The sequence below is a fragment of the Undibacterium sp. TJN25 genome, assembly GCF_049339885.1.
Lineage (GTDB): Bacteria > Pseudomonadota > Gammaproteobacteria > Burkholderiales > Burkholderiaceae_D > Undibacterium.
Map to the genome: position 1 here is coordinate 585,515 of NZ_JBMPPM010000004.1, position 16,037 is coordinate 601,551.

At 58.7% G+C, this 16,037-nt stretch carries 12 protein-coding genes and 1 pseudogene; 6 read left to right on the forward strand and 7 right to left on the reverse strand.

The window, feature by feature from the left end; genetic code table 11:
* Positions 1–38 precede the first annotated feature (38 nt).
* From ACO0LO_RS12760 to ACO0LO_RS12780, 5 genes are all read left to right on the forward strand, one after another.
* Positions 39–2,723, forward strand: a complete 2,685-nt coding sequence (locus ACO0LO_RS12760) for a putative bifunctional diguanylate cyclase/phosphodiesterase (protein ID WP_422964596.1) — start codon at positions 39–41, stop codon at positions 2,721–2,723.
* Positions 2,724–2,811: 88 nt separating this feature from the next.
* Entirely contained in the window at positions 2,812–3,285 is a 474-nt protein-coding gene (locus ACO0LO_RS12765; RefSeq protein ID WP_422964597.1) for a PTS sugar transporter subunit IIA, read from the forward strand.
* Between the two features lie 99 nt (positions 3,286–3,384).
* Positions 3,385–4,332: an HPr(Ser) kinase/phosphatase gene (gene hprK / locus ACO0LO_RS12770; RefSeq protein WP_422964598.1), complete on the forward strand. Its 948-nt coding sequence runs from the start codon at positions 3,385–3,387 to the stop codon at positions 4,330–4,332.
* Positions 4,333–4,491: 159 nt separating this feature from the next.
* Positions 4,492–5,355, forward strand: a complete 864-nt coding sequence (gene rapZ / locus ACO0LO_RS12775; protein WP_422964599.1) for an RNase adapter RapZ — start codon at positions 4,492–4,494, stop codon at positions 5,353–5,355.
* Positions 5,356–5,412: 57 nt separating this feature from the next.
* The gene (locus ACO0LO_RS12780) at positions 5,413–6,042 is read left to right on the forward strand and encodes a head GIN domain-containing protein (protein WP_422964600.1); all 630 of its coding nucleotides are present in this window, start codon (positions 5,413–5,415) and stop codon (positions 6,040–6,042) included.
* A gap of 42 nt (positions 6,043–6,084) precedes the next feature.
* Here the strand turns inward: ACO0LO_RS12780 and ACO0LO_RS12785 are convergent, their stop codons facing one another.
* Genes ACO0LO_RS12785 through ACO0LO_RS12795 form a run of 3 tightly spaced genes read right to left on the reverse strand, consistent with a single transcriptional unit; the run spans position 6,085 to position 9,508 of the window.
* Positions 6,085–7,248, reverse strand: coding sequence for an ABC transporter permease (locus ACO0LO_RS12785; RefSeq protein ID WP_422964601.1), 1,164 nt, complete (start codon positions 7,246–7,248; stop codon positions 6,085–6,087).
* Positions 7,245–8,042 carry an ATP-binding cassette domain-containing protein gene (locus tag ACO0LO_RS12790; protein ID WP_422964602.1) on the reverse strand — a complete coding sequence of 266 codons (798 nt, stop codon included), beginning with the start codon at positions 8,040–8,042 and terminating at the stop codon, positions 7,245–7,247. Before ACO0LO_RS12790 ends, ACO0LO_RS12785 begins: the two co-directional genes overlap by 4 nt.
* Complete coding sequence (locus ACO0LO_RS12795) at positions 8,039–9,508, reverse strand: alpha/beta fold hydrolase (RefSeq protein WP_422964603.1); 1,470 nt, start codon at positions 9,506–9,508, stop codon at positions 8,039–8,041. Before ACO0LO_RS12795 ends, ACO0LO_RS12790 begins: the two co-directional genes overlap by 4 nt.
* 290 nt (positions 9,509–9,798) lie before the next feature.
* Between ACO0LO_RS12795 and ACO0LO_RS12800 the strand changes: the two are divergent.
* Positions 9,799–10,431: pseudogene (locus tag ACO0LO_RS12800) on the forward strand (LysE family translocator).
* 30 nt (positions 10,432–10,461) lie between these two features.
* Here ACO0LO_RS12800 and mutY read toward each other — a convergent pair.
* The 4 genes from mutY to mutM all read right to left on the reverse strand — a co-directional run bounded on the left by mutY (position 10,462) and on the right by mutM (position 16,013).
* Positions 10,462–11,589, reverse strand: a complete 1,128-nt coding sequence (mutY, locus tag ACO0LO_RS12805; RefSeq protein WP_422964604.1) for an A/G-specific adenine glycosylase — start codon at positions 11,587–11,589, stop codon at positions 10,462–10,464.
* Positions 11,590–11,608: 19 nt separating this feature from the next.
* The gene (gene fumC / locus ACO0LO_RS12810; protein WP_422964605.1) at positions 11,609–13,003 is read right to left on the reverse strand and encodes a class II fumarate hydratase; all 1,395 of its coding nucleotides are present in this window, start codon (positions 13,001–13,003) and stop codon (positions 11,609–11,611) included.
* 203 nt (positions 13,004–13,206) lie between these two features.
* Entirely contained in the window at positions 13,207–15,144 is a 1,938-nt protein-coding gene (locus ACO0LO_RS12815; RefSeq protein ID WP_422964606.1) for a dynamin family protein, read from the reverse strand.
* 47 nt (positions 15,145–15,191) lie between these two features.
* A complete protein-coding gene (mutM, locus tag ACO0LO_RS12820) occupies positions 15,192–16,013 on the reverse strand; it encodes a bifunctional DNA-formamidopyrimidine glycosylase/DNA-(apurinic or apyrimidinic site) lyase (protein ID WP_422964607.1) in 822 nt (273 codons plus the stop codon).
* Positions 16,014–16,037: the final 24 nt, after the last annotated feature.

Consider the following 16,037-nt stretch of genomic DNA (forward strand, 5'->3'; position numbering starts at 1 on the left):
CCCACTCTGCATCTCATGCAAAATAGACAAGTCTCGCTGTGAACTCAATCTCCACCTTGAGCCGCAGCAAACAGCCACCGGCGGCACCGGCAACAATAGACAGCGAATGGCATGACAAGCTGATCCAGTTGAACCCGGACGCCATCTACGTTCTGGTAGATGGGGAGCTGATTTTCTCCAATCCCGCCGGCGCCGCGCTGCTGAAGGCTTCCGATTCTCGGCAATTGCTGGGCCTGAAGCCCGGCGCGTTTATCGCTCCAGCTTTCCTGGCACAGGCCGAAGATATGTTTCAGGGGCTGCTGCAGCACCGCATAGGCCCGTCCACTGTTATCGGCCAATGCCGCGGCCTGGACGGTAGCTTGGTCAACGTGGAAATCCGTGCCAGCCGCTTCATGCATGAACAACAGGCGGCCTTGCAACTGTCGGTCCACGAAACGGGTGCGCGGGAAAACCGCCTGCGCGGCCCGTCTGCGCAAAAAACTGTGTACGAAGAAAGTTTACTCGCCGCAGCAAAAAATCCTGCCGGCCATGAAGCGCTGAACACCGTCGCGCTGGACCGGCCACTGCCCAGCATCCTTGAAGATATCTGCAGGCGCATGGAAAAGCTGCTGGGAAATGGCGCAATCTGCTCCATCATGTTGCTTGATGCCGATGACGAACATTTGCTGCCCGGGGCGGCGCCTTCACTGCCTGAGGAATACTGGCACGCAATCACCAATGCGCCGGTGGGCCCGAATTCAGGCTCCTGCGGCGCCGCTATCTACCATGGCCGTCCGGTATTTTCTGAAGACATCGCCTACGATCCCTTGTGGGCCGATTATCGCGAGATCGCGCTGAAACATGGCCTGCAAGCCTGCTGGTCGGTGCCGGTGATCACGGCCTTCCAGACGGTGCTGGGCGCTTTCGCCGCTTATTATCCTGCGCCGCGCCTGCCGACTGAAGCAGAAAAGAACCGCATACTGGATGCAGTGGACCTGATCGCACTGGCCATCGACAAAAAGCGGATGGAACAGAGCCTGGCGGAAAGCGAAGAGCGCTACCGTTCCGTGGTCACCAACCTGACCGAAGGCATCATGGTCGTCGCGCCCGGCGGGCAGATACTGACCTGCAATCCGAGTGCGATGCGTATCCTGAAAATTACCGACATCCACTCCACCGGCCGCCGCCACCGCTACTTCAAGCACATCATCAATGAAGACGGCTCGGAAAGAAAGCTCGGGGACGATCCTGCTTCCGCAGTATTTCGCACCCGCGCGCCGATCATGAATTTGTCGATAGGCATGGAGTTGCGCGACCGCTCCGTCATCTGGCTGCTGGTCAATGTCATGCCCATCATTGACAGCGCCAGGGACGCTGTCACAGCGGTGCTGATTTCATTCACCGATACCACCGAGGTGCGCGAAACCCAGCGCCAGCTGCACTATATGGCGTCGCACGATGCGCTGACAGGGCTGCCCAATCGCCACCAGCTGAACCAGCGGCTGTCGCATGCGCTGGCCAACGCCAAGCGCAACAGCCACAGGGTAGCGGTGCTGTTTCTGGATCTGGACCGCTTCAAGAACGTCAACGATACCGCCGGCCACTCCGCGGGCGACAATCTGCTGAAAGATGTGGCGTCACGCCTCAGCTCCTGCATCAGGACCAGCGACATGCTCGCCAGGCTGGGCGGCGATGAATTCGTCATCGTGGCGGAAGCCGTCGATAATGCCGCGCATCTGAAGGAAATGGCAGAGCGCGTGCTGGCCCGTATCCGCGAGCCTTTTTATATCGAAGGAAACGAGTATTATCTTGGCACCTCGATAGGCATCAGCGTCTTCCCGCATGACGGCGACGATTGCGCCACGCTGCTGCGCTGTGCCGATTCGGCGATGTACTACGCCAAGGAATCCGGCCGCAACAACTATCAATTCTTCACCACCGAACTGAACGTGCGCGCGCAGCATCGTTATGCGCTGGAGAAAAACCTGCGCCGTGCCTTGCAGGACCAGGAATTCCTGGTGTACTACCAGCCCAAGATCTGCCTGAAAACTTCGCGCATCGTCGGCGCCGAGGCGCTGATACGCTGGCAGATGCCGGACATCGGCATCATCATGCCGAATGAGTTCATTCCGATTTCGGAAGAGATAGGCCTGATCCTGCCGATAGGCCGCTGGGTGCTGGAACAGGCCTGCAAACAAACCCAGCTGTGGCGCAAAAAGTTCACGTCCGACCTGGTCGTCAGCGTCAATATTTCGCCGCGCCAGTTCCAGGATCCAGGTCTGAGCAAATTCATTGAACAGGCGCTGGAAGATGCGGGGCTGCCCGCCGAAGGCTTGCAGCTGGAGATTACTGAAGGCTTGCTGATGGGCGAAGTCGACCAGTTGTTGCCGGTATTCAATGCGATCAAGGCGCTGGGCATCAGCATTTCGCTCGATGACTTCGGCACGGGTTTCTCGTCACTGTCGTATTTACAACGTTTCCCTATAGACAACCTGAAAATCGACCGCTCATTTATCCGCGATATCCCGGAAAACCCGGATTCGGTCGTCCTCACCAACGCCATCATTGCGATGGCAAATGCATTGGGCATGAGCGTTACCGCAGAGGGTGTAGAGAAGGCGGAACAGATGTTTTTCCTGACAGATTCAGGCTGCCAGCAGATGCAAGGCTATTATTTCAGCAAGCCGGTGCCGGTGGAAGAATTTGAAAAACTGCTGGCTGCAAATGCTGAATCGCAACATTGATTAGACTTGCATAGGCCCAAAAGAAGCCTATAATTTGTCAGACGCATATTTTGTGCGCCGCACCATTCCGCTTTACTGGTTTCGTATCATGACGAATATTGCAAAAATACTGCCCTTAGGCAACGTGCTGCTCGATCTTGAGGTCTCCAGCAAAAAACGGGCATTTGAACAAGCAGGGCTATTATTTGAAAATAATTGCAGCATTGCCCGCTCCGTTGTTTCAGACAATCTGTTTGCCAGGGAAAGACTCGGCTCCACAGGCTTGGGCCATGGGGTCGCGATTCCGCATGGCCGCATCAAGGGCCTGAAAGCGCCTATCGCCGCCTTTGTGCGGCTGGCGGAACCCATACAGTTTGAATCGCCGGACGGCGAACCCGTCAATCTGCTGATTTTTTTGCTGATGCCGGACAATGTCACGCAGCAGCACCTCGAAATCCTGTCCGAAATTGCGGAAATGTTATCCAATGAGGCCTTCCGTGCGTTGCTGAGCAGCGAACCGGATGCCGCCGCCGTGCACGACAAGATCATTTCCTGGCAGCCCAACCTGCAGTCTGTGGGCTGATGGCGCGGCTGCGCCGCCGTTCAGCGTCCGCCATGCGCCCCGCCCCGTAGCGCCCGCCCTTCATCCTGCCTACCCTTCCTATTCCTGCCGCTAGCCACTATGCCATTGCTGACCGAACTGACGATCCAAAAAATCTACGATGACAATCGGGATTCCATGCAGTTGGGCTGGTTTGCCGGCTTTTCCGGCGGCGACAAGCAGATCACCGGCGACGCCACTTCATCCGCCGACCAGGTGGGCCACCTTAACCTGATCCACCCGGGCCGCATACAGGTGCTGGGGCACCAGGAAATTGAATACTACAAACGCATCTCCCCCAACTCGCGCGCCAACCTGCTGAAAGAGCTGGTGGCCGGCGCACCGCCTGCGCTGATGGTGGCGCAGGGCCTGGATTCTCCGCCGGAGTTCCTGACGGTGTGCGATGACAATAATATCCCGCTGTTCTCCACGCCCTTGCCGGCGGCGCAGGTGATCGATTTCCTGCGCGTGTACCTGTCGAAAAAACTGGCGCAACAGATTACGATGCACGGCGTGTTCATGGATGTGCTGGGCGTGGGCGTGCTGATCACCGGCGAATCCGGCCTGGGCAAGAGTGAACTGGGGCTGGAACTGATCTCGCGCAGCCATGGGCTGGTGGCCGACGATGCCGTAGAGTTTTCACGCATCGCGCCCAATATGATAGAAGGCCGCTGCCCCAAGCTGCTGCAAAACCTGCTGGAAGTGCGCGGACTGGGCTTGCTGGATATCAAGGCGATTTTCGGCGAAACCGCGGTGCGCAGGAAGATGCGGCTGAAACTGATCGTCCACCTGGTCAGGCGCAGCACGCTGGAAGAAAATTATGAACGCCTGCCGATAGACTCGCAAACGGAGGAAGTACTGGGCCTGCCGATCAAGAAAGTGGTGATCCCGGTAGCTGCCGGCCGCAACATCGCGGTACTGCTGGAAGCAGCGGTGCGCAATACCATCCTGCAACTGCGCGGCATCGACACGCTGCAGGAGTTCATGGAACGCCAGCGCCGCGCAATGAATGACGAAATGGAGCCTTAGGCCAGGATGAGCGCTGCCGGAAAATTGATGTCCGGCATAGCCTGCAACGCCTCATCTGGAGCATAATATTGCCTGGGCTATAAGAAGCCCAGGCAAAAATGACGCTGGCTCGCGTCAGGCTACATCAAGTGCAATGCAAACCATCGAGACTACTATTCCATGCGCATACTCCTTATCTCCGGCATCTCTGGATCCGGCAAATCGGTAGCACTCAATGTCGTGGAAGACGCAGGCTACTATTGCGTTGACAACCTGCCCCCCAGCCTGCTGCCTGAACTGATTACCACGCTGCTGGGCGAAGGCATCGAGTCAGCGGCCATGGCCATCGACTCGCGCAGCGCGCACCTGCTGACCAGCCTGCCGGACACCATTGCCAAGCTGGGCCGGGACGGCCACGAAGTCAAGGTACTGTTCCTGACTGCCAGCACCGAATCGCTCGTAGCCCGCTTCTCCGAAACCCGCCGCAGCCATCCATTGTCACACCGCCAGCAACGGGACCAGCCGCTGACGGACAGGTTGAGCCTGACCGAATGCATACAGGAAGAACGCGAGATGCTGGCGGCAATACAATCGCTCGCGCATGTCATCGACACCTCCAACCTCAGCGCCAACAAGCTGCGCGAATGGGTCAAGGATGTCATACAGATACAGCATTCGCCGCTGACGCTGATGTTTGAATCCTTCGCCTTCAAGATAGGCGTACCGCTGGACGCCGATTTCGTGTTCGATGTGCGCATGCTGCCTAATCCCTACTACGATCTTGAGTTGCGCGCACTGACCGGACGCGATGAACCCGTCATCCAGTTTCTGAAGAGCCAGCAGATGGCGCTCGATCTGTATGAAGATATACGCAGCTTCATCGAAAAATGGCTGCCAATGTTCAAGAAAGACAACCGCAGCTACCTGACCGTGGCAATCGGCTGCACCGGCGGCCAGCACCGTTCAGTGTTTATGGTGGAACAGCTGGCAGGCTATTTCCGGGACAAGGAACAGGTCCTGCTGCGCCACCGCAGGCTAGGTTAGGCACAACCCGCGCAACAGACTTTTATCGACTACACCGGTTCAACAAGAGGATATTCCATGCGCAGACTATTCATTCTTTCCCTGCTTCCGCTGTTTTTTTCCAGTACCCTTGCCCTTGCGGATGAACAGGTCCGCAAACTGCCGGCCTTCAATGCGATCAATAGCAAGGGCCCCATCAGCATTTCGCTGGAAGCAGGAAAAGCGCAGACGCTAAGCGTCAAGGGCAGCGATACATTCCTCGCCAATCTCGTGACCGAAGTCGTCAACGGCGAACTGATGGTCAGCCTGAAGGACAAGAATTTCAAGTCCACCTCCGGCGACCCAAGGATCACCATCACGCTACCCGCACTGCGACAGCTTAAAGTGGAGGGCGCCGGCGACGCCACGCTGCGCAACATCGACGGCGAACGCATTGACATCAGCTACCAGGGTGCAGGCAGCCTTACCGCCAGCGGCAAGATCAAATGGCTGAGGCTGAAAGCCCAGGGTGTGGGGCAAATCGATACCAGGGAACTCAAGGCCGAACACGTTGACGTGGAATTCGAAGGCATCGGCACCGTCAAGGTCTATGCGAGCGACCTGCTGAATGCGGTAGTGGAAGGCATGGGTTCGCTGATCTACTACGGCAATCCTCGCACCTTCCATAAATCGGTACAGGGAATCGGCAGCGTCAGCGCCGGAAAATAAAAACGCAATTTTACGGCCTGTCGCCAACACGGGGGTAGGCCCTTACCCCATCACAACCCGCCGCATCTTCTGCGCGACATAAGACAGGCTCGCCACTGTCAGCGCCGCGCATACCAGCAAGGCGATCGCAATCGCCGCATGCCCGACGGCCTCGCCTTTCAGCACATGGTTCATCATGATGTTCTGCGCGAGCACCGGCGCCCACTGGAACCAGGCCGGCTCACGGCCGGGATTGAAGGTCAGCACCAGCGGCACCATGCTGACGACAAGGCTCAACATCTGGTTGCGCACCTGCGCCTCCTTGTAGCTCTTGCAATTCAGCGCCACCGCAATCTGTATCGCCGCCAGGCTGGCAGCCAGCGGCAACAGCACCATCAGGAAACCCCAGGCTTCTCGTCCGCCGAACTGGAATTCGGCGCGCAGGGTCTCGTTGCGGATCAGCCACTGCGAAGGGAAAAAACTCAGCACCGTCAGCACCACGACCGTCATGCTGACGGTGGCGACCGCCCCCCATTTGCCGATTGCCAGTTGCCATCCGGAGACGGGATTCATCATGAGCGGCTCCAGCGAGCCGCGCTCGCGCTCGCCAGCCGTGGTGTCGATGGCCGCATACATGCCGCCTATCACAATGGCCATGATCAGCATGAACGGCAGCATGCCGGTAATGGTGACCTTGCGCTCTTCTAGGCGGCTGATCTGGCGCTCCTTGATCTCCACCATCTGCAGCACCTCGGGTGACACGCCGCGCATCATCAGGCCCAGCAAAGCGTACTCCTGCGTATAGCCGTCCAGCACCTTCCGCAGGGGCCGCAGGCCGAACTGGGCCTGGGTATTGGCAGTATCGAATACGACTTCCAGCGTCACTTTTTCGCCTCGCGCCAGCTTGCCGTCAAAGTCGCGCGGCACCAGCAGCACGGGCTGGGTCAGTTCCTTGCTGCGCAGCTTGCTTTCGTAGTCGGCAGGCGCCGGCTGGATCTGGTAGCCCTGGCGCAGGATATAGCTTTCCAGGCCAGGCGCATATTGCATATCGACGGCGACGACGGTGCGCTTGATTTCCTGCGACTCTACCTGAGACAGCACTTCCGACACGATCAGCAACAGCAGCGGCACCCCCAGCAAAGAGCTGAGCAGCACTACCAGCAAAGTGCGCCGGTCGCGCATCGCATCCATCATCTCCTTGCGGAATATGGCGAATATGGATTTCATGCCAGGGTCCTGTCAGAATGTGCAGCCGGATGCAGAAAGGCCAGCTTGACGAAAGCATCTTCGAAATCGGCCTCGCCGGCCTGCACCAGCAACTCATCCACGCTGCCACAGGCAACGTCTCGGCCTTCCGCCACAATCACCACATGGTCGCACAGGCGCTCCACTTCCTGCATGATGTGCGTGGAAAAGATGATGCATTTGCCGCCGCCTTCCGGCGAGCGCAGCCAGCGCAAGAACTCGCGCAGCGAACGGGTCGCCACCACATCCAGTCCGTTGGTAGGTTCATCCAAAATGATGTTCTTCGGATCGTGCACCAGCGCGCGCGCCAGCGCCGTCTTCATGCGCTCACCTTGGCTGAAGCCGTCGGTGCGCCGCTCCATCAGCTTGTCCATGTCCAGCCAGTGTGCCAGTTGCTCGGTGCGCTGTTCTACCAGGCCGCGCTCCATGCCATGCAGGATGCCGTAATAATGGATGTTCTCCCTCGCGGTCAGCCTGGGGTAAAGGCCGCGCGCATCGGACAGTATTCCCATGCGCGACAGCGAGGCTTGCTGGCCAGGCACCACTTTTACGTCGTCAACCGTGATCTCGCCGCGGTCGGGCGCCAGCAGCGATGCCACCATGCGCAGGCTGGTGGTCTTGCCGGCGCCGTTGGCGCCGAGCAGGCCGGTAATGGAGCCGTCTTTTGCAGTAAAACTGACGCTGTCCACCGCCTTGACGGTTTCACGGGCGCGTTTGCGGAAAGAAAAACGTTCCTCCCTGATGAATTCCTTGTGCAAGTCCTCTACCCTGATCATGGCTTTGCTCCGGGGTTTGCAGGCGCAGCGGCGCCGGCTTGCGACGGCGGCACGGGCGGCAGCCAGGCCATAGGACGAGGTATTTGCCGCACGCAAGAAGTGTCAATCTTGGCTGCCTCGTTGTCATCTTTCGCATTCAGGTAACGGTAAGCCAGTTCGCGCAGGCAGCCGCCCTGCGACATCAGGCCGTGCCCGGCATTGCCGATTGAAAGATGCATGGCTTTCGGCCCCAGTGCTGCCGCAACATGCGCGCCATGCAAGGTGGGCGTTACCGGATCTATGCCGCCGCTCAGCAGCAGCACGGAAACGGGGCTGCGGGGTATTGTGTAAAACGCCGCGGGCACATCGCCGCGCGGCCATTTCTCGCAGATCCGTTTATACATGCCGTCCATCAACCGGGAGAATTCATCCGCCGCAGACGTTACAGGAAGGCGCGCATATTCTTCTGCACACCAAACGGAGAAATGCATACCGTAGGCAATGCTGGACTGGTCAGGCTGGCTGGTGACGCCGCTCAGCGCCACCAGCGGCGCATATTTACCCTGTTCCGCCTGCGTCAGTGCGTACGGAAGCCCTGCGAGGCTGGACGGCGCATACAGCGACTTATGCACCATGCTGACCAGCAGGTCGCGCGTCATCTGCAGCTGCATTTCATTGCCCAGGCGCGGATGAATCAACGTGACCTGGCGCGGCAAGGACGCCAGCAGGCTGTTCCAGCGCTGCGCAAGCTGCGGATAAGCCGTATTGCAACGCGCATCCTTTGCGCAGCCGGAGAACAGCGCATCCAGCGCCAGTTGCGCATCGCTGGAGGGCAGACGCTCATCCGGCGGCACCACGCCATCCAGGATCACCCGCCGGACCGATTGCGGGAACTGGCGCAAGTACTCCAGCCCCGCGCGAGTGCCATAGGAAACACCGACAAGATTGATTTTTGCATAGCCCTGCGCCTGCCTGACCGCGTCCAGGTCCTGCATCGCGATTGTAGTGGTGAATTGCTTCAGGTCGCCATACGGCAGTGCCTGCAGCCGGCTCAGACATTGCTGCGCACTGTGGAGGGCCTGCTCGGTATCGGACAGATCGCCACTGTTTTCAAGTTCCGGGCACTTCAACGGCGCGCTGCGGCCGGTACCGCGCTGATCCACAAACACCAGATCGCGCCGCCGGTTCAGCCTGCTGAATGCGAACTGCCCCCAGCCGGCGACGCTGATCGCGCTCTGCCCAGGTCCGCCGGCCAGCAGAAAGATGGCATCCGGCAGTTTGTTCCTGTCCTGCGACGGCACCACGACATAGCTGACGTCGATTTTCCTGCCCTCGGGATGGGCAGGGTCCAGCGGACGCTGCACCTTGCCGCACTGTACCTCCTGAGGGAACTCGGGAACGCGGCATGCCTGAGTGGCTGCCACAGCCAGACCGGGTAATAAAAGGCTCAGGCACAATGCTGCGCCTGCGAACATCCTGTGGGGCAAATTCGTCTCCTGCGTGCCCCGTTTAAACGTGAGGCTTTGTTCCTGCTGCGGTGAATTTCAATTAATTAATACTACAACATTCATCCGCACTGTCAAACCTGAAAAACACGATATTGCCTCTGCCGATTTGCGGCCCAAGAACGCGCGGTGCCCTGTTATGCGCAAACTTGCTGCAATCTATACCTGTTCGGGATAGGCAAAATCCCGATAATGAAGATGCCGGCTCGCCAGGGCCTGTTAACGATTAAGTTTATAGGCATACCATACACACGATAGAAAGCGCATGCAGCATGATACCTTTCCAAGATTTGTTATTGTTTGCCGGAGCGGCCCTGCTGCTGGTAATTACACCGGGGCCTAACATGATGTATCTGGTATCCAGGTCTATTTGCCAGGGAAGGATGGCCGGCGTCATCTCGCTGCTCGGCATCGCCACCGGCTTTGTCATGCATATGCTGGCGGCAGCGGTAGGCCTGGTTACGCTGTTCATGGCTATCCCGCTTGGCTACGAAATCCTTAAATTCGCGGGTGCCGGCTACCTGCTGTGGCTGGCATGGCAGGCTGTAAGGCCGGGCGCACGCTCACCCTTTGAGGCGCAAGACCTGCCCCTGGATTCGCCGCGCAAGCTGTTCCTGATGGGTTTCCTGACCAACCTGCTGAATCCCAAGGCGGCGATGTTTTACCTGTCTCTGCTTCCGCAATTCGTGCGCGTGGAGCGCGGCTCTGTATTCATGCAGAGCGTGGAATTGGGTATGACACAAATCCTGGTCAGCTTCAGCGTCAATCTGGTGATCACGCTTTCTGCCGCGGCAATTGCTTCGTGATTTGCGCGCAATACGCTATGGCTGGCCGTGCAGCGGCGGGTAATGGGCTTCGTACTGGCAGCACTCGCGGTACGGCTCGCTCTGGAACAGCGCCGCTAGTCTACCCGCCGCCAGGCGATGACACCCTGGCTAGACCGACCACAAGCTGGGAGCCAGCAGGGATTGCAGCAATTTCTTCACCGGCGCCGGCAAGGGCGCATCGCCGATCTGCTGCGTCGGATACCAGACATGCCGGGATTCGGCAATCTTGTCATGCCGGCTGGCCATCTTGAATTGTATCGGCATCACGTTCAGCTTGAAATGCGTGAAGACGTGGGCAAAAGGCGGCAGCGCCTCTATTGTGTCGACGTCGCCGAATTGCTGCGCCAGCCTGGTCACTTCCGGGAAGGCATCTGCCAGCGCATCGGGTTCGTCGTCCACGTCCTGCATGCCATCCAGCTCCGGCAGCGACAGCAGGCCGCCCCAGATGCCGCTGTCCGGCCTTTGCTCCAGCAATACCTGGCCTTCATGCAACATGACGAGCATGACGGCCTGTTTTTCCCTTTGCTGCTTTTTAGGCTTGCGCACCGGCAGTTCCGCCGCGCGTCCGCTGGCATAGGCAACGCAGCGCTGCTGCAGCGGACAGCGCGGACAGCCCGGGCTGCTGCGCGTGCATAGCGTCGCGCCCAGGTCCATCAGGCCCTGCGTATAGGATTCTATATCCTGCTCAGGCAGCAGCGCCTCGGCGCGCAGCCACAGGCCGTCTTCCACCGGTTTGGCGCCGGGATAGCCTTCAACGCCGAACACGCGCGCAAACACGCGCTTCACATTACCGTCCAGGATAGCCGCGCGCGTGCCGTAGGAGAACGCGGTTATCGCCGCCGCGGTGGAACGGCCTATGCCGGGCAATTCTTTCAGCAAGGCGGGGTCGGATGGAAAGCGGCCACCATACAGCGCCACCACTTGCTGCGCGCATTTGTGCAGATTGCGCGCGCGGGTATAGTAGCCGAGGCCGCTCCAGTGCGACATGACCTGCTCGGAGCTTGCCGCAGCCAGGTCCTGCACTGTGGGAAAACTTTCCAGGAAACGCTGGTAATACGGAATTACCGCCGTCACCTGGGTTTGCTGCAGCATGATTTCAGACAGCCATACCTTGTACGCATCGCGTGTCTGCTGCCACGGCAGGCTATGCCTGCCGTGCTGCTTCTGCCAACGGATCACGTCCGCGGAAAAGCCTGGGTCTTCGTAGTTCGCTTCGTGGTTCAATTGGTGGTTCAATTCGCCTAATGCCTCGTGTTCAGGAATGGGTCATGTCTATCGGCACGATCCACTGTACATACTGCTCCGCCGTTACATAACCGGAAGCCAGCGCCGCGTCGCGCAGGCTGGTGCCTTCCTTGTGCGCTTTCTTGGCAATCGACGCTGCCTTGTCGTAGCCGATGTGGCGATTCAGCGCTGTCACCAGCATCAGGTTCTTGTCCAGGTTTTCCTTCAGCTTCGGCAGGTTGGGCTCTATGCCCACGGCACACTGGTCGTGGAAGGCGTTGCAGGTGTCGCCCAGCAACTCTATGCTTTCCAGCACATTGTGCACCATGACGGGCTTGTAGACGTTCAGCTGGAAATTACCCTGGCTGCCGGCGAAGGCTACGGCGGCATCGTTGCCGAATACCTGCACGCATACCATCGTCATCGCTTCGCACTGGGTAGGATTGACCTTGCCCGGCATAATCGATGAGCCCGGCTCATTTTCGGGGATGTTCAGTTCGCCTATGCCGCAACGCGGGCCGCTGGCCAGCCAGCGCACGTCGTTGGCGATCTTCATCATGGCACCCGCCAGCGTGCGCAATGCCGCCGACACATTCACCAGCGCATCATGCGCCGACAGTGCAAAAAACTTGTTGTGGGCCGAGCGGAAGGGGTAACCGGTAATCTGCGCGATACAGTGCGCCGCCAGATCACCGAAACGCGGATGCGCGTTCAGGCCGGTGCCGACTGCCGTACCGCCTATCGCCAGGTCGTATACGCCTGGCAAAGTCTGCTTGACCGTGTGCAATGCAAAATCCAGCTGCGCAACCCAGGCGCCGATTTCCTGGCCCAGCGTGATCGGCGTTGCATCCTGCAGGTGCGTGCGGCCGGTCTTGACGATATCCTTATACGCCGCCGATTTGGCCGCCAGCGTATTGCGCAACTGCTCCACCGCCGGAAACAGGTGCTGGTACAGCTGCTCGACAACGGCGATATGCATTGCCGTCGGGAAGGTATCGTTGGACGACTGGCCGCGGTTGACATGGTCATTCGGATGCACGGGAGCCTTGCTGCCCATGACGCCGCCAGCGATCTCGATCGCACGGTTGGAGATCACTTCATTCGCGTTCATGTTCGACTGCGTGCCGGAACCGGTCTGGAATACCACCAGCGGGAAATGTGCATTCAGCTTGCCTTCGATGACTTCATCGGCTGCCTGGATGACACCCTTGGCAACATCGGCCGGCAATTCGCCGAGTTCCGCATTGGCTTGCGCTGCTGCTTTTTTGAGAATGCCAAGCGCGCGTATCATCGGCGCCTGCCACTTGAAGCGGGCAATACCGATTGGGAAATTTTGTATCGAGCGCTGAGTCTGCGCGCCCCAGTAGGCTTCGTTTGCCACCTCGACGGCGCCCATCGAGTCTGTTTCTGTACGGTGATTTGACATAGGGATTCCTTGTAACCAGCTGTCCGTTTGAAGAATCCATACAATCGCGGACGCCGCGCCGGAAATAACGGGCGCCGCCGGTCGCAATGGGTGGGAGGCTGGCAGGCCGGTAAATTACGGGCAGCCTGAATCGAAGGCCATTGCCTATGCGAGCAATTGGATGGCTATGTTTGCAAAAACTGCCTGCAAAACATGATTATGCCCTATGCGGCCACTTTCAGCGCAACCAGCTCCGCCGCCAGTGCGGACTTCAGGCTGCCTTCGAGGTCGGCCATGGTTTTCTTCTGGGCGTCAATGTCGGCCTGCATCGATTCAAAGCTCGCAATCTTGTCTTCCAGGCTGTCGGTCGCCACATTGATGCGCTGTATCGACTGCATACGGTTTTTCAGCTGGCTTTTGTGTTCGCGGATCTGCGCTTCCAGCGGCGCCATCACTACCTTTTGCCAGGCTTCCACATCGCGGTTGGCCTGCAGGAAGCTTTGCTTGACCCGTGATGCGATCGAATCAAAAAACTTCTGCATCAGGATCACTTGCGGCGTGGTCAGCATCGCCGCAGTCGTGAATTGCTTTTGGTACACCGACTCTATCGCGGCGATTTCCTTGATGTACTTGTCCAGCGAAAACGGCATCGGCGCGGACAGCGCCAGGCCGTGCTCGGTAGAAAACTTGCGGTACATGATCGCCATCATTTCCGAGATTTCGTCGGTCTTCTTGTTCGACGTCACCAGGTTATGCCTGAGTTGCGCAAAGAACTGCCTCACCGCTTCGCGCAGGCCTATCGACAGCTTGCTTTTTTCCATCGCGTCACGGGACTTGCGTATCTCTTCGCGCAGAATGTCCATGCCCAGGCTGGTATAGACCTCGGTGCACAGGCGGGTGAAGACCGCGCGCGTGCCCTGCATCTTGATCAGGCTGGTATCGAATTCCTTCTTCTCGGCGTCGATGCGCTTCATCATGTGGTCGATGACGCTCTTGTTCTTGCCGCGCAGGCTCTTCAGTTCCAGCATCTGCTCCACCACGCTGCGGCTGCGGGAAGACATCACCGCATGGTGCGCGCCGGTGATTTCACCCACGTCCTTGCTTAGCTGCGAACGGATGATGTCCTGCTTCGCCGGTATCAATTCGTGCGACAGTGCGTTTTCCAGCGAAGGCAGGCGGCTCTTTGCCAGCAGCTCTGCATCCTTGTTGATCTTGGCCACCAGGCCCTTTTGCGCAGACACCGGAAACACTTGCTTCTCATCCAGCGCCAGCGTATGCGCAACAGTACTGATCTGGTGCGCGATCTGGCTCTCTATTTCCTCCGGCGAGCGCAATTCGTCCCACATGCTGTCTATTTTGTTCAGCACCACCATGCGTCCCGCGCCGCCGCCGATGTGATTGCGCCAGACATCGATATCGCTCTTGGTCACGCCGGTATCGGCCGCCAGGATGAACAGCACCGCGTGGGCATTCGGGATCAGGTTCAGCGTCAGTTCGGGCTCGGTGCCTATTGCATTCAGCCCCGGCGTATCGACGATGATCAGGCCTTCTTTCAGCAACGGATGCGGAAAATTGACAATCGCGTGGCGCCATTGGGAAATTTCCACCATGCCGTCTTCATCGACTTCCAGCGGCGCATCCGGATCGTTCTCGTCGAACAGTCCGTAGGATTTTGCGACTTCGCGCGTCACCTTCTTTGTCAAGCTGACCTGCTTGAAGGCTTCCAGCATGCCTTCGCCGGAACTGATGTTCAGCGGCAGCACTGTCCACACATGGTGCTGGCCTTTGTAGTCGCTGGTGGACTGGGCCTCGGCCCGGGTTTCTATCGGCAGCAGGCGTATGCACGGGGGGATGGTTTCATCGTACAGCAGTTCGGTCGGGCACATGGTCGTGCGGCCGGCAGAAGAAGGCAGTATGCGCTGGCCGTATTCGGCAAAGAAGATCGCATTGATCAATTCCGACTTGCCGCGTGAAAATTCTGCAACAAAAGCGATAGACAATTTGTCATCTACCAATCTTTCCAGCAAACGGCTGATGCGCTGGTCGCTTGCTGCGTCCGCCAGATCGGAACTGCCCAGCCATGAGCGATACTGCTCCAGCGCAGTCACCACACCCCTGCGCCAGTCGCTGTATTCCTGGAATCGTTGAACCAGATTACTCATGTTGCCCCCAATCAATCTTCTATATATGCAGAATCTAGCATCTCAGCTCATTTTTGACAATTGACACAGTAAAATGTCGTGCGCTGGCCCTGCTTGATTTGCCTGATCGCGGCGCCGCATACCCGGCAGGCTTCGCCGGTACGATCATAAACGAAGTAGCTCTGCTGAAAGTAACCGGTTTGGCCGTCGACCCCGATAAAATCCTTCAGCGTGCTGCCGCCTTTCTCGATTGCAGCCGCGAGCGTCTCGCGTATGGCTTGGGCCAGCAGCTTGTAGCGCGCCAGACTAACGCGGTTTGCCGCGGTTTTCGGGTTGATGCCGGCCCGGAACAAGCTTTCCGACGCATAAATATTTCCCACCCCGACCACGATATCACCCGCCAGCAGCACCTGCTTGATCGGCGCGCTACGCTGCCGCGTCTGCCGGTGCAGCAGTTCGGCGCTAAATCCGGATTCCAGCGGCTCCACGCCCAATTGCCGCAAAAGCAAGTGGTTATCGACATGGCCGTCTTCGATGGAATGCCACAACACTGCGCCGAAACGGCGCGGGTCCGTCATGCGCAGGCTCTGCTCACCGACGACGATATCAATATGATCATGCTTTTCCGCCGGCGTAAGCACCGGCAGCACGCGCAAGTGGCCGGACATGCCAAGATGAATCAGCAGTGAACCGTGCTCAAATTCCAGCAGCAGGTATTTGCCGCGGCGGCCGGCGGCCAGGACACGCCTGCCGGTCAGCAAGGCTTTGAGGCCCGGCGGAAACGGCCAGCGCAAGCCGTCCCGGCGTACGATTACGTCAGTGACTGTCTTACCTGTAAGATGGGGGGCGACCCCACGGCGGGTGACTTCTACTTCTGGCAATTCTGGCATAAATAAGCTACCTGTACTCCGCCG

Coding starts and splice junctions, on each gene's coding strand:
- ACO0LO_RS12765 (WP_422964597.1), top strand. CDS start 2,812: ATGACGAATATTGCAAAAATACTGCCCTTAGGCAACGTGCTGCTCGAT.
- hprK (WP_422964598.1), top strand. CDS start 3,385: ATGCCATTGCTGACCGAACTGACGATCCAAAAAATCTACGATGACAAT.
- rapZ (WP_422964599.1), top strand. CDS start 4,492: ATGCGCATACTCCTTATCTCCGGCATCTCTGGATCCGGCAAATCGGTA.
- ACO0LO_RS12780 (WP_422964600.1), top strand. CDS start 5,413: ATGCGCAGACTATTCATTCTTTCCCTGCTTCCGCTGTTTTTTTCCAGT.
- ACO0LO_RS12785 (WP_422964601.1), bottom strand. CDS start 7,248: ATGAAATCCATATTCGCCATATTCCGCAAGGAGATGATGGATGCGATG.
- ACO0LO_RS12790 (WP_422964602.1), bottom strand. CDS start 8,042: ATGATCAGGGTAGAGGACTTGCACAAGGAATTCATCAGGGAGGAACGT.
- fumC (WP_422964605.1), bottom strand. CDS start 13,003: ATGTCAAATCACCGTACAGAAACAGACTCGATGGGCGCCGTCGAGGTG.
- ACO0LO_RS12815 (WP_422964606.1), bottom strand. CDS start 15,144: ATGAGTAATCTGGTTCAACGATTCCAGGAATACAGCGACTGGCGCAGG.
- mutM (WP_422964607.1), bottom strand. CDS start 16,013: ATGCCAGAATTGCCAGAAGTAGAAGTCACCCGCCGTGGGGTCGCCCCC.